The organism is Vibrio sinensis (assembly GCF_003605645.1).
In the GTDB taxonomy this organism is placed as follows: domain Bacteria; phylum Pseudomonadota; class Gammaproteobacteria; order Enterobacterales; family Vibrionaceae; genus Vibrio; species Vibrio sinensis.
The window spans coordinates 1-14,295 of record NZ_QVMU01000014.1 but is presented as its reverse complement, the minus strand read 5'-3'; the positions used below and the strand labels follow the sequence as shown (position 1 = coordinate 14,295).

Genomic DNA, 14,295 nt, shown 5'->3' with positions numbered 1-14,295 from the left:
ACGTTTTTCTAGGGATTAAATCACCTGATTCTCTTTATCTTCGAGACATTGGCTATTTATGCCATCAATGGTTTGGATGGCAATCATGAGAGTAGGTCGCAGAATGTATAACAAATGCACTCATGGGCGATGCCTAGAGTGCAAGGGAATAAAATTTGTACTGTCAAAGAAGCCGATGCTACCTGCTATCGGCTATTTGATAAGTGATGATTGAGATTGGCGTTTTTACTGCACTGTAATTCCAGTTTATTAATAAGACGCTGATAGGTTATCCATGCGCATGTACCCGCTAGAATATTTCCCAGCATTGCCCCCCAAAAGATTCCCTCGATACCTCCCCACAGAGAACCAAGCCATAAACAAGGAAGATAGAAAGCAAATAAACGTAACGCTGATATCGCGAGAGCGACATACGATTTACCCAGCGCATTCGAAATTGAGACGATGAGCATGCAGATGCCGAGAGGACCAAGACTGAAAGGTACAATAATCAAGTGCCAAGAAAGGATGGACTCAACTTGTTGCTCGCTGGTCATCAATGATGATAAAAAACCCGATGATACAAAAGTGATACCTGCGATGAAGAGTTGGAAAACGATAACAAATTGACAGGCAATACGAACCAGTTGACGAATATCTTGGATTTTCCCTGCACCTAATAGTCGCCCAATCATTGGCGGCATCGACATAGTGAGTGCTAACACAGAGATAATCGCGACAAGCTCAAAGCGAGAACCAAGCGCCCATGCAGCAACAGCTGCGGTGCCAAAACTGGCAAGTAGTTTGGTTGCTAGCATAGAGGATAAAGGAGGGAGCAACTGGCTCATCATCGCCGGGCCCATAATGTTGCCAAGTGAACGTAAAGTGGCTGCGAGGTCGAGGTCATGCCATTGAAAACTTAACCAATTCCGACGTTTTAGTTTTGGTACCACAATGCATAACCCCACACTAAAAGATAATGTTGTGGCAAGAGCTGCGCCATTGATCCCCAAACCTAACGTAAAAATAAACAGAGGATCGAGCGCTAAGTTGAGCAAACTGGTAACGACCATCATGCTACCAGGAAGCATGGTATTGCCATTCGCTCTACACACGCTGTAGCAGAAAAACAGCAAAGCCCCAGTCCATGAACTGGTTAGCCAGTAGATCCAGTATTGTTCGACAATAGATAGGACGGTTTCAGGTGCCCCAAGTAATGAAAGGATGGGCTCTCTTAAGGTGTAAACGACAAAAGCAAATAAAGCGACGCCAATGGCACCAATTGTCATCACCAAGCCGCCCAATTGCTTGGCATAGTGCTCTTTGTTTGCACCTAGAGCTCTTGAGATGATAGCCGTTGTCGCGATGCCTAAACCGACCTGTATGCCTACGACGACCATTTGAATTGGCAGTGTAAACCCCTGAACAGCAAGAGGAAGCACACCAAGTTGACCGATAAATGCACTATCAACAAGTTGAAAGCTCATTAAAGACAACACGCCAAATAGCATTGGCCAGGTCATAGTAAATAGTTGTTTGCCAAGGCTATGAGTAGAATTGGTTTGTGACATTTTTCCCAGCATTAATAAAAAGGAGCACTGAAATGTCAGTGCTCTTTGAGTTAGTCTAAATTATCCGTATAACCTTTCGGCGGTGGAGTCCAACCACGTTCACTTTCAGCCTGATTATCATAGCGATCAGCTTTCATTGCGAGTTTTAGTTGTGCTTCTAAATGAATAAACAGCTTACGATAGTTGTTATCAAAACGCTCACTCTCAGAATCATCTAGCCATGCCTGATACAGTAAATCAGATTTTTTATTTTCGACCTTTTTGTAGACGGCTTTTTTCTGTTCGATCCAAAATGGATGGTGACCCAAATGACTTAATGCATGTGAGCCTAGTTCTAAGGCCGAATGATAGGTTTCTGATTCAATAATATCAGCTCCTGCTTGGCGTAACTGATATCCGTGCCCCCTATCGAAAGAACGAGCTAAAATTGTCACATTTGGATAGGTTTGTTTAACGTACTTAACCAGTTCCAAACTAGTATCTCGATTATCGATAGCGACGATGATCATTTTGGCTTGTTCGATGCCTGCCGTATGGAGCAAGTCTGGTCTAGTCGCATCGCCAAAGTACGCTTTGGTATTGATACGACGCACCATGTCGACTTGATCAGCTTGATGATCCAACACTACGGTATGGACGCCATTGGCAACTAAAAGCCGGTTGACGATTTGACCAAATCGACCGATACCAGCGATGATCACTGTTCCAGTTTCATTAATGTCATCGGCCTCTTTCTCATTCGATGCATCTTGAAATTTCGGCAAGATAACCTTGTCGAAAAAGATGAATAGCCCCGGGGTTAAGAACATTGATAGAGCTACGACAAGTGATAAGGTTTGTACGATAGCTGGTGGAATAACGTGGTTTTGCATAGTAAAGCTAAGCAGAACGAAACCGAACTCCCCGGCTTGGGCTAGGCTGAGCGTAAACAACCAACGGTTAGAACCACGAATTTTAAAACATAAAGCGAGCACATAAAGAATGAGCGCTTTGATGGCCATAATAGCGAGGGTTAATCCTACTATCATGCCAAAGTCATCGAACAATATACCGAAGTTTATACCAGCGCCGACCGTGATGAAAAATAGACCCAGTAATAAGCCTTTAAATGGGTCGATGTTCGATTCTAATTCATGGCGGAATTCGCTATTTGCTAGTACAACTCCGGCTAAAAATGTCCCTAATGCAGGGGAAAGTCCGACTAAACTCATGATTGCTGCTATGCCGACCACCAACATTAAGGCAGTAGCGGTGAAAATCTCACGTAGCCCTGAGCTGGCGACAAAGCGAAATAACGGGCGACTCAAATAGTGACCACCCACGACCAAACCCGCAATGGAAGTGACGATCACAATCGCATACGCCCAGCCTGGCAAGCCCGCGACTAAACTGAGTTCTTCATGATGTTCAGCTGCAGCAGTTGCTGCACCTTGTGCTTTCTCGATTAAATCAGGTAGTGCCAGCAGTGGAATGAAAGCCAGCATGGGGATAACAGCAATGTCTTGGAACAGCAATACTGAAAACGCATTCTGGCCGCCATCGGTGCGTGTTAAACCTTTCTCATTAAAAGTTTGCAGAACAATCGCAGTGGATGATAGCGAAAAAATCAAGCCAATGGCGAGTGCAACAGACCAAGGTTGTCCTAGCCAAAGTGCGATACCCATAACCAGTGCACATGTTCCCGCCACTTGTAATCCACCCAACCCAAGGAGGCGGTTACGCATATTCCACAGCATTTTTGGTTCGAGTTCTAATCCAACGAGAAATAGCATCATAACGACCCCAAATTCCGCGAAGTGTTGGATTGTGGTCGTTTCTTCACCAACAAGTCCTATAATTGGACCGATAACGACACCTGCAATTAAATAACCTAGTACCGAACCTAGCCCTAATCGCTTTGCGATAGGAACGGCAATAACCGCAGCGGCGAGGTAAATGAATGCTTGAAGGAAATAACTGGTCATGATTTATCTCCGGATTGATGGTCTTCGAGACATAAATTGAGTTTGGCGACTCTTTTAGCTCGCGCATAATCGATCTTATCCTCGATTAATGTTGTGAGTAATTGCTTCCAAGTATTGAGGTGCGAGTCTAAACGCTTTTCTTCTTTTGCGGTACGTGAGCCAAATATAGTAAATGGTGCTAGGTATTGCATCCCTGTCAATGACGCCATTTGTTCCATAGGATAGAGCAGTTCACGAATAGTAAAATGATTGTATCCCTGACTGCGGTACGCATCGGCTTTACCTCCAGCGGAAAGCGCGCATAGGAAGATTTTTCCTTTTAACGCAGTCCCTTCAGTCCCATAAGCAAAACCATATTCTAATACCAAATCTTGCCACTCTTTTAAAATCGATGGCGTGGAGTACCAGTAGAGTGGGAATAAAAAGATGATGACATCATGATCGAGTAGTCGTTGTTGTTCTTTATCGATATTGATCTGATAGGTTGGATATTCGCCATAAAGATCAACTGCCGTAACGTGTTCCATAGATTGCGCCGCATGAAAAAGTGGCTGGTTGATCTCTGAACGATGCTGTGACGGATGTGCATATAGCACTAAAATTTTATTTTTTTGCATGTCACGTTTCTCTATAGGTGTGGACGAGTGCAGTCACAACTTATAAAAGAGTGCCACTGCACATTTTATTCTAGACGGAGGTTTGAGGTTGTAACGTCTGCTCAAAGAGCAAGCATAGGTCAGAAAGATGCTCAACAACCACGGAAGCGTGCTGGCTAAAGTGGTAGTCGTGTCCGTGTGATACGAGACACGATGGCATGAGTGCATTAAGAGCTGCTTGTAAATCATAGAGGTAATCCCCTACATACAGTACTTCACTGGCCTGAAGCCCCCACTCATTGGCTAATGCAATGAGTGAGTCTGGTGCTGGTTTGGGAGGGAAATGTTCCCGACAGATTACTCGTTCGATATTAAGTTGATTTAACGTCAGTTTTTGTTGTGTGGCTTCAATACAGTTTCGCGTGACAATCGCTGTGTGTAATTGATTATGCTCAATGTAGCGAAGGAGTTCTAAACATCCTGGCATAGGTGAAGAATGTTGAGCATCATTGAGCTCATGATCAAGAATCAGTTGTTGAGCAATAGCAGATTCTTTTGAGCACGGAAGAGCCTCTACATAGCTAAGTAGGTCTTCATCTAAAGGGCAGCCGATTTTCTGGCGTAGCCATTGGAAGTCCATGTTGGAGCTCACTAATGTATTGTCTAAATCAAAGACAATGGCTTTGATGTTATTAATATCGAGTGGAATAGCTAACATGGGGCGTCCTTGATAAAAAGTGAGAACTTGATATTGAACAAGTAATTAGCTTACGCGAATTCTCTCTCTAAGTATGCAATTATGTCTGAAGATTCGTACATCCACTGTACATTGCCTTCTTTTTCTATACGTAGACAAGGCACTTTTACTCGGCCACCTCCTGTTTCTAGCTCTTGACGAAATTGTTGATTATTCTTCGCATCTCTGAGGTCGATATTAACGGATTGGCGTTTCATCTCTCGGCGGACCTTTACGCAAAATGGACACGCTTCAAATTGATACAGTGCCATAGTCTGAGCTTTGTTGTTTGCTTCAAGTTGTTTCTCTTCAGAACGTTTGATTCCTCGAGGTGAAAAGACAGCATCGAGAACCAAGATAATGCGGCCTAATATCCAACGGATGACTTTCATAGGTATACTCTTTTTCTAATCGTAATGTTGAGGTGTTATATTGTAACTACTTAGTAACATTGAACAAACAACTATTGGTGCGTTTTTACTTGTTTTGTAACTTCAATACCTAATCGTTTTGCTAATCGAACAAGATTAGCTCGGTCCAATTGTAAGTGACGAGCAGCTTGAGCCCAGTTGTTATTACTTGTCGATAGCGTAGCCACAATGGCTTGACGTTGAAAGTTATCGGTGGCTTCCTTTAAACTGAGATTGTCAGGTTCAAGATCGGGCTCTGTGCCTAAATTTAGATTTTGTTGATGTGTATTTTGTTTATGGGCAGTCATTTGAGAATACCCGGTATCGCTTATTGGGTTCATATCGATTGTATCGATATCCTCAAGTAATAAGGTCACTCTTTCATTGGGATGGCTTTTGGCTCTGGCTTTCAGTGCAGCTCGGTTGATGACATGTTCTAACTCTCGCACATTACCGGGCCAGTTGTAGTGAGAAAGTTGTTCTAGAGCTTGCTGTGCGATTTTAATTTGCCCGATACCTAATTTGCGTCGTGCTTGCTCGAGAAAATATCCTGCCAAAAGAGGAATGTCGCCATCGCGTTCACGCAAAGCGGGAACGGAAATGGGATAGACAGATAGGCGATGAAAAAGATCAGAACGGAATCGCCCTTCATTGACTTCGAGCTTTAAATCTCGGTTGGTCGCAGCGACGACTCTAACATCAATAGTTTGTACCTTATCTTGACCTACAGGTTGGATCTCCTGGCTTTGCAATGCTCGAAGTAGTTTACTTTGTGCAGCTAAAGGTAATTCACCGATTTCATCAAGAAACAGAGTACCGCCATCTGCGAGTGCAAACTTGCCTAAACGAGATTTATCCGCTCCAGTAAATGCCCCTCGTATATGGCCAAAGAGCTCACTTTCCACTAAGTTTTCAGGGATAGCCGCACAGTTGACATAGACAAGAGGTTGTTTTCTCCGTGGCGAAAGCAGATGCATTTTGCGAGCAACTAGCTCTTTGCCAACCCCAGTTTCGCCCTGAATTAAAATGGTGAAATTAGAGGGCGCGACCACACTGATATCATCGTTAAGACGCTGCATTGCTATGCTAGTACCGATGATGTCACTGCTGTCTCGTTCCCACACTTCTTCATTCAATTCTTCTAGTCTTTGTTGTACATGCTTCGCTTGTTGCTCAAGTTGTGAAACGGTGAGGGCAACTTTGAGTGTAGAGGCTGCAATTGCCGCGAGTGCATCAAGGCTGCGAAGTGGAATTGAATCGAAGATATTGGGCGTTAGGCTATCGAGAGTTAAAATTCCCAGCAATTTATTTGCATAAATGAGCGGTAATCCCATGCAAGCATGCATAGGTAGTTCTCCGTCATAATCAAGTAAGAGTCCATCGAATGGATCGGGGAGTGGGCTATTTGCATCAAAACGTAGCGGTGTTTTGGAATGGCAAATAGCTTGAAAACGAGGGTGTTCACTGATGACAAAGTGACGGCCCAACGTATCCCGAGTGACTCCTTGCATTGCAAGTGGAATGAGCGTGTCGCCTTGCAAGCGAAGCAACGCTATACAGTCACACTGAATCGCTTTACGTATCGCATCAAGAAGTTTGTTAAAACGTTCATCATCATTGTGTCCACTGGCTAAACCAATCGTCATATCTAATAGCGTTGAAATAGAAATATCTTGCATCGGTGCTCATCCTCTTTTTTGTTATTGTAGAGTCATTTTGACTGAAACTAAATGAGTCGTTTTGACTTGATCCTGTTAGAGATTAAGTCAGATGTTTTTTGGGCTGTCGATCGCGAGAATAATCATTGAAATATCGCCTGAGAGCTTTATTTGAGCGAATCATTAACGATGTATTTTTTATCCCCGTTTTATTTAAAGTTGCTTGGCTCAAACTGCACTGAGTGTTCTGTAAAGAACAGATGCAGAAACAACGTTTTTATACAATGCGCTGTTGCTATTTCATGGGTAAGGTCGTTAAGCGTGCAAGGTTCGATAGAAAGAAAATTGTTGAATATGTTTTTTTTGGCGATGGCGTTGACGCTAGGCATAGTGTCGGTGGTTTCGTATTTGTCATCGGATTCAGAAAAGTTAGCTCAAGGGAAGCAATTGAACAGTGAGATGGCAGCGCTCGGCTTGCGTTTGATTGATAATGAGATGGATGACCTAGAAGTGATCACAAGTGCTTACGCGCAATGGGATACCACTTACGATTATATTAACCAACCATCTACGAGTTTCATTCGTGATAATTTCAGCCAAGATGTTTTGAATACCATCAAAGTCAGTGGCGTTATGATCGAACGCCTAGACGGACAAGTCCTGTATAGCATTTCAAAAGATAGCATCGATGATGGCAAAGAAATGTGGCATTTTATTCAAGGAATCATGCCTATTTCGACTGATTTTAACCAAAGAGGAGCACTGTTTTTTAAAGGTCGCCTCTACATGCTGGCTAGTTTGCCCGTTACGGACAATTCCGCAACGAGATTAGCAAATGGCCGTATTGTGATGGTCAAAGTGATAGACTCAAGTGTTACCGGGCATATATCTTCAGTACTCAATATGGATTTTTCAGTCGTACCTGTCTTAACGGATAACAAATTGTTCCTAATGTCTGGGATCGGGCCTTGGAAATTAGAACCAATAAATTACCTTATTCAAGACCAGTCTATGATAGGTAGTTATCAGATGTTGAGCTTTGAAGATGGAAATCTTCCTAGTATTGTAGCTTTGCGATCGGAATATCGAACCCAAAGTCTAAGTCAGCTGATTATCGAGTGGAGTCCATCATTTTTTGCAATGATGTTGTTACCAAGCATTATGACCTATTTGTTACGTCGTCATATAACGAAGCCAATGAAAGAACTCGTTAATTGGCTCAATCAGGTTGACGGTTCGACATTAGCTGAAGAGCTACGGCCGTTTAAGCATATCGATAAAGGTGAAATTGGACAACTGAGTACTAAATTCAGTGAGATATATAATAACCTCTATCAAGAACACCAATTTAGTCAATTGCTTCTGTATTCGATCAGTGACTGTATCTTTACCGTCGATCACATGGGATGTGTTGATTATTGCAATCCAGCGGCCAGTGAGTGGCTTAATATTAAAGCCGGTTCGATTTATGGACAAAGTTTTGAGTTGTTGATTGATAACCTGTCAGAAGATACATCGTCACCAGCACATTGGTTGCATCGAGCGCTTCATTGTGGAAGTGAATATAGCGGTATTTCGTTGATCCGTAAGCTAGGTTGTAGCCAAGGTAGTGAATGGATGGAAATACAAGTCAGTCCAATGATTAAATCTGAAGAAGAACAACCGGGGGCGATCATTATCCTACGGCCGAAAAATGACTATAAAGGTTAGTCGCTAAACTTGGTTTTTACACCTTGAAGTAGTACTTGAGGCAGCGATAGAAATTGAGATTTAAACTGAGAAAAAGCCGATTATGTAATCGGCTTTTTTTATCTAATTCGCTGTCCCCAAGGAGTGAACCTAATTAACTCACTAACTAAGAAAGCCACTGCTTCACTTTCTGAGAGAGTTTATGTAACACGCTCTGATTAGGTGCTCGATTTTTTCCCTCGTAAAAACTGGCCATGAACGCGAGCCTTAATGGTTGTGAGCTTGGCTCAGAAATATTCGGCAAAGAGTGCTCCGTTAACGTTAATACCGTTTGGTCGGCATAATCACTCGCTAAGCTGAAATCCATGTTCATACATCCTTGTAGGTATAGCCAAAGATGAGTGATAAAAATGAGCTGCTCAGCCCCTTGATAGGTGAAACGGTGTTGATGTTCTTTACCAAGGTGAGTCGCTATCGCTTCACGTACCACGTTTGCCGATTTTTCATTGTTCTCTATTTGAACAAGAGCTTCAATGTGGGCTTTCGTTAAAACGCCAAGTAATAGCTGCTTGTCACTGGCTTCTGCGTTACGTGTGCGCGCTAAGGTAAAAATCGAATCGTAATGCTCACAAAACACTCGCCATTGTTGTGGGCGGTTCTTTATCTCGATGAGTTCAGTAGCCTCAATGGTGCTGAGTGCTTGTCCAATATTAGTCATTGTTTTGCAGTACGTTCCAATTGATGACAAAAGATCCCTCACTTGAATCCACATACAGGCTATTACCTGTGATCATGACGGATAGATCCATAGTACGTTGTGCTGAATTTGCGAGCGCCTCGAGTTCGTTAAAATCGAATTGGAAAACATTAAGACCAAAGTCACGAACCTTATTAACGGATTGCTGCCACCAAATATCGGACTTGCTATTGAATGTAAAAACATCAACCTGTTTCGCGAGACGAGAGGCTTTTTTCAAACGGTCGACACTAGGCTCACCAATTTCAATCCATAAGTTGATTTGGTCATCTAGTGTTTTTACCCACAAATCCGGTTCTTCAATCGTTGATAATCCCTTGGTAAACACCAAGTCAGGTTGGGCTTTTAGGCAAAATGCCATGACTCGCGCCATCATTCTTTCCATCGTTTCTGATGGGTGTAATGCTAGCGTAAGTTGTTGAGTATCATAGTAATCACGATTGGTATCGGAAAGAACAATTCGGAATTTGTAAATGGTTGGTTTTAGTGCCACGGGCAAGCTCGATGAATAATAAAGAGGGAAAAAAAATAGCCAGCAATCTGCTGGCTATTATAAATTCTGAAGAGTCTAATTATAGAACTTTGATGTTTTCAGCTTGTGGACCTTTTTGGCCTTGAGAGATGCTGAATTCAACTTTTTGACCTTCAGCTAGAGTGCGGAAACCGTCACCAGTGATAGCGCTGAAGTGTGCGAAAACGTCTGGACCGTTTTCTTGTTGAATAAAACCGAAACCTTTAGTTTCGTTGAACCATTTAACTGTACCAGTAACAGTGTTAGACATAATGTATTTCCTTGATAATCTTCAATAGGCCTATAACGGCACGGATAGCGTGGAAAAGGAGATTGCTATTGCGTACGACGTTACGGTAGAGATACATGAAATCCAACGAAACGGCGATCTAGACAAGAACCGTTTTCTAGCTGGAGCCAAGTCTAAACTCACCAGACTTTAAGTCAATAAAAATCAGTGAATGCATAGGGAAAAGTGTGATGTAAAATTGTATGATTCTAAGCCCCTATTTTATTCAAATTAAACATTCATTTTTGGCGTTAAAAATACCTAGATTTTATGGATTAAACGTAAATTCTCGTCTTCGGGAAAAATCATTATCAATTTATATATCTATATGTTTTTAATGCATATAGTTACAAAAATCATATCTATGTTTTTCTCGATGCGAGAGATTTTGTTTGACAGTAGCATTTGGTGAATTTGGATTGAAAATGTAGCACGATACACTGGTCAGTTATATCACTCACAAGACATCTATTTAGCCGCCAAATCGGTTGCCCAATGAGTAGGAAAATGTAGGCGAATCTAAGCCTGAAAGCAGGCTTCTGAAACCTAAAAATAAGTATGATTAAACGAAATTTGTCGAGTAAAAAGGGCATATGTAAATGTTCGAATCTCATGGTTTTACATATGCCGGATTTTGCTTATCGCTCAATTCGAGGTGAATAGATTGAATAGGCAGTCACTTGTCCAGCAACGATGGCTGAAAACATAAAGAGTGCGGATAAGCCAATACTCGGTATAGGCAGAATAGATTGCTCAAAAACAGATTGACTTGCGCTGATTAAAACTCGACTACCAGGAACAAGAATGATGATGCCTTGCACTATATAGATAGCGCCGGTGAGCTGCATCTTATTGGCCACCCAAGTGCCATATAGTGTAATCAGTACCGTTGTTACCCAAGTTCCAACGACCCAACCACTCCCAAACCCAAGATATAATGGCCCCCACATGCCTAAGATAGCGACTGGTATGCCCAATAGAATGTCTTTAGGACGAGCATTAAATATAATCCCAATCGCAGTCGATATAATAAAGAGGCCAGCTATATGTAGCCACTGGGGCACCTCATTCATGTAGTTCGATGCTTCTGCCTGCCCCCATATCGCTTCTCCTATGTTTAAGCCGATCACGATTCCTACAAACAGCTTTATTAATGCTAGAGCGCTTTGCCCAAGCAAAGCGGTTCCTGATACTAGATCATTAAATGCCAAGCATTCGAGTGCATTGGCAATTGAGAGCCCGGGAACAAAGAGAATGATAGAAGCTATGCACAGCGCCCAGACAGGGATGTTGTACCCAGTACTAGCAACATAAGCGACAAAAATACCCGTTAGCATTGATGCGAGAAACTCTACCGCAATCGCGCGACGTCCTTTACAGATTTGCTGGGACAACCAGACAATGAACCCAAGCAAAATAGCAAAGTAAATAGCGTCCATCGTGCTACCGATCAAAACCAAATATGCAGGAGGAATACTCATATTCGCCAGCGCTGTTACCCACTTTGAATACCCAACGGGTTCGGGTAAGGGTTCGTGGTTTGGTTGATGAATACGAATGATAGTGTTAGCGAGTAATCCAAGATTGATCGATGCTGGTTGGTGGCGTTTCATGACGACCGCATTTTCATCATCGGGAAACTGGTAATTGATGGTGGTTGGTGTTGCTTGAACAGAGACGCTGACATTATGTTTTTGAGCATAATGTTGCGTGTATTTTTCTAATTTATATGGAGCACAACCACAGCGATGTAGGGTATCGCCAACTTCAACAATTTTACTGATACGGTACTTAGAGGGCATGTTATGAAGCACGTGAGTATTGATGTGGGCACTCTATCAAAGCCAATAGGGGGATTCGATTGGTAAACCACCGAAGAGTCGAGCTTGTCACACTCTATTTGTGCAATATGAAGACAGAGACACATTGGTTTTTTTGAACTCCTTATCACTGGTGCTGTGATGGGGTGATATCACATTCTTAAGAAGTTTTTTTACATAAGCCGAATGTAAATGAATTGTTAATTAAGGCTGTTTTGTTCCTTATGGATTCCAGTGGCATTGAATCCCTACGCTTTACGTAGTTAACCTTTATTTTACAAAAGCTAATAACGGTAAATTAGTAATCAAATTGATTCAAAATTGTACTTGAATTTATAAACTAAACAGCGAAAATAGGCATAAAATGAGTTTTCAGAAATGAAAGGAAGCTTTTCTTAATTTTAAAGTGAGGCACAAGATGAAACTATTCTTAATACTAATGGCATCCGTTTCAGCTGGTTATGCATCGGTCGATCATCTTCATTCTTTCATGTTAGGTCTATCAATTTCAGCTCTAGCGGTGGGCAGTTGTTACTGGTTCACATTTAGAAGCACTCGTTTTCCACAACTAGCGTTATTTTTACTTATGTGCGGCATGCTATCCAAATTAGTAGTGACAGTCGTAGGCGTTAGTTGGAGCATGTCTGAAAATCTCATCACCTCACCGATTATTTTTACATTGTCCTACTTGTTCTTCTCTTTGGTTATAACTTACTTATGGTTTAGCTATCGAGATAGTATTACGAACAAGCGCCAAGAAAAGGCTTTGGCGACGGTTTAAACAGCATTCCACATAGAAAACCAGCGATAACTTCGCTGGTTTTTTTATCTCGTGCACATTTTATGTTTGAAATCTTACTTAAAGGTAACGATTAGTTACGGATTCACATACATTGGGGTCTGCTTGTTTATACTCGATGCGTTTATTTGAATAGCCTCAATTTAGGGTGTTGCTACATGGAAAACCAAGGTTTACTGAAAACGATTATTGTCACGTCACTATTTGCCTCATTTACAGCGACAGCAGCTCCTGTGGTTGTGCCTGAAGCGCCAGCACTTGGTGCAAAAGGCTACATATTAATGGATTACAACACTGGCCAAGTGTTGGTTGAAAAACAAGCGGATTCTAAACTTAATCCTGCAAGCTTAACTAAACTGATGACGGCTTATGTTGCCGGGCAAGAAATGCAAACGGGCAATATTAACTGGGATGACAAAGTTGTAATTAGTCAGAATGCTTGGGCTAAAAACTTCCCTGATTCTTCAAAAATGTTTATTGAAGTTGGCACGACCGTTAGCATGAGTGATCTGTACCGAGGTTTGATTGTTCAGTCTGGTAATGATGCCAGTGTTGCGATTGCTGAGCATGTAGCGGGTAGTGAAGGCGCCTTTGTTAGTTTAATGAACAGTTGGGCAAAAAAACTGGGTTTAAACAATACCGCTTATACTAACCCGCATGGATTAGATAGCGATGGCCTATATTCAACCCCTCATGATATTGCGAAATTGAGTCAGGCGATTATCCGTGATCTTCCGGTTGTTTTTCCGCTTTATAGTGAAACATCATTTACCTATAACGGAATCACACAATATAACCGTAATGGTTTATTGCGAGACCGTAGCATGAACGTAGATGGCCTTAAGACTGGTTATACCGGTGGTGCGGGTTATAGCCTTGCAACATCTGCAACTAATGGTGACATGCGATTAATTGCTGTTGTTATGGGCTCAAGTAGCGCGAAAAGTCGTGAAACAGAAAGTAAACAGCTACTAAGTTATGGGTTCCGTTTCTTTGATACCATTTCGCCAAATAGTGCCGGGGAAACTGTGGCGGAATTGAGAGTTTGGATGGGTGATAAAGACACAGTAAAAGCTGGGCTTACAGAAGATATGTACCTTACCTTAGCAAAAGGACAGGTTAAGAATCTGGAAGCACAAGTGGATGTTGCTCAAGATTTAATGGCGCCAATCGAAAAAGGTCAAGTACTCGGCAATGTTATCTATACCTTAGATGGTGAACAGGTTGCGACCGCTGAATTGACGGCTCTGGAGCCTGTAGATGAGGGGAGTATCTTTAAGAAGTTGATGGACTGGGTGAAGCGTTTGGTAGCAAGTTGGTTCTAAGCGACAACGATTGAATTCGAATTAGTGAAAGCGGGTGCATTGCATTAATGCTGATCGTTTTAAATAATTGAACGATCCTGAGCAGGGTTCATAATCGGTCTCAACATAGTTGAGGCCGATTTTTTTATGTCTGAGTTTTCTAAAGAGTTACAGATTACCGCTGAGTTTTGCCAAGAACATCATCTCAATGC

Annotated in this window: 13 protein-coding genes; 3 read left to right on the top strand and 10 right to left on the bottom strand. The window is 42.2% G+C overall.

Translation table 11 applies throughout. The features are described 5' to 3' along the window. Window positions 1–185 precede the first annotated feature (185 nt). The 6 genes from DZ860_RS14445 to norR form a co-directional block, all read right to left on the bottom strand. On the bottom strand, window positions 186–1,550 hold the full coding sequence (locus DZ860_RS14445) for an MATE family efflux transporter (protein WP_120032636.1): 1,365 nt from the start codon (window positions 1,548–1,550) through the stop codon (window positions 186–188). 50 nt (window positions 1,551–1,600) lie between these two features. Further along, window positions 1,601–3,514 (bottom strand): monovalent cation:proton antiporter-2 (CPA2) family protein, encoded by a 1,914-nt coding sequence (locus DZ860_RS14440; protein ID WP_120032479.1) that lies wholly within the window; start codon window positions 3,512–3,514, stop codon window positions 1,601–1,603. Next, complete coding sequence (locus tag DZ860_RS14435) at window positions 3,511–4,131, bottom strand: NAD(P)H-dependent oxidoreductase (protein ID WP_120032477.1); 621 nt, start codon at window positions 4,129–4,131, stop codon at window positions 3,511–3,513. The genes DZ860_RS14440 and DZ860_RS14435 overlap by 4 nt, the downstream gene beginning before the upstream one ends. A 70-nt stretch (window positions 4,132–4,201) precedes the next feature. Continuing rightward, the gene (locus DZ860_RS14430) at window positions 4,202–4,828 is read right to left on the bottom strand and encodes an HAD family hydrolase (RefSeq protein ID WP_120032475.1); all 627 of its coding nucleotides are present in this window, start codon (window positions 4,826–4,828) and stop codon (window positions 4,202–4,204) included. Window positions 4,829–4,878: 50 nt separating this feature from the next. Next, a complete protein-coding gene (locus tag DZ860_RS14425; RefSeq protein ID WP_120032473.1) occupies window positions 4,879–5,238 on the bottom strand; it encodes a glutaredoxin family protein in 360 nt (119 codons plus the stop codon). Between the two features lie 71 nt (window positions 5,239–5,309). After that, window positions 5,310–6,935 (bottom strand): nitric oxide reductase transcriptional regulator NorR, encoded by a 1,626-nt coding sequence (gene norR, locus DZ860_RS14420; protein WP_120032471.1) that lies wholly within the window; start codon window positions 6,933–6,935, stop codon window positions 5,310–5,312. A gap of 333 nt (window positions 6,936–7,268) precedes the next feature. Here norR and DZ860_RS14415 point away from each other — a divergent pair, with 333 nt between their 5' ends. Then, window positions 7,269–8,624, top strand: coding sequence for a CHASE4 domain-containing protein (locus DZ860_RS14415; RefSeq protein ID WP_243641865.1), 1,356 nt, complete (start codon window positions 7,269–7,271; stop codon window positions 8,622–8,624). A 145-nt stretch (window positions 8,625–8,769) separates the two neighbouring features. Here DZ860_RS14415 and DZ860_RS14410 read toward each other — a convergent pair whose 3' ends face one another. From DZ860_RS14410 to DZ860_RS14395, 4 genes are all read right to left on the bottom strand, one after another. Beyond that, window positions 8,770–9,321 (bottom strand): hypothetical protein, encoded by a 552-nt coding sequence (locus DZ860_RS14410; RefSeq protein WP_120032467.1) that lies wholly within the window; start codon window positions 9,319–9,321, stop codon window positions 8,770–8,772. Then, window positions 9,314–9,853 (bottom strand): YaeQ family protein, encoded by a 540-nt coding sequence (locus tag DZ860_RS14405; RefSeq protein ID WP_120032465.1) that lies wholly within the window; start codon window positions 9,851–9,853, stop codon window positions 9,314–9,316. Before DZ860_RS14405 ends, DZ860_RS14410 begins: the two co-directional genes overlap by 8 nt. Window positions 9,854–9,932: 79 nt before the next feature. Beyond that, window positions 9,933–10,142, bottom strand: coding sequence for a cold-shock protein (locus tag DZ860_RS14400; protein WP_120032463.1), 210 nt, complete (start codon window positions 10,140–10,142; stop codon window positions 9,933–9,935). A gap of 656 nt (window positions 10,143–10,798) precedes the next feature. Beyond that, entirely contained in the window at window positions 10,799–11,962 is a 1,164-nt protein-coding gene (locus tag DZ860_RS14395) for a threonine/serine exporter family protein (RefSeq protein ID WP_120032461.1), read from the bottom strand. 436 nt (window positions 11,963–12,398) lie between these two features. On the opposite strand from DZ860_RS14395, the gene DZ860_RS14390 reads away from it, so the two are divergent. Further along, window positions 12,399–12,761, top strand: coding sequence for an NADH:ubiquinone oxidoreductase (locus DZ860_RS14390; protein ID WP_120032459.1), 363 nt, complete (start codon window positions 12,399–12,401; stop codon window positions 12,759–12,761). A 176-nt stretch (window positions 12,762–12,937) separates the two neighbouring features. After that, window positions 12,938–14,104: a D-alanyl-D-alanine carboxypeptidase family protein gene (locus DZ860_RS14385; RefSeq protein WP_120032457.1), complete on the top strand. Its 1,167-nt coding sequence runs from the start codon at window positions 12,938–12,940 to the stop codon at window positions 14,102–14,104. Window positions 14,105–14,295 lie beyond the last annotated feature (191 nt).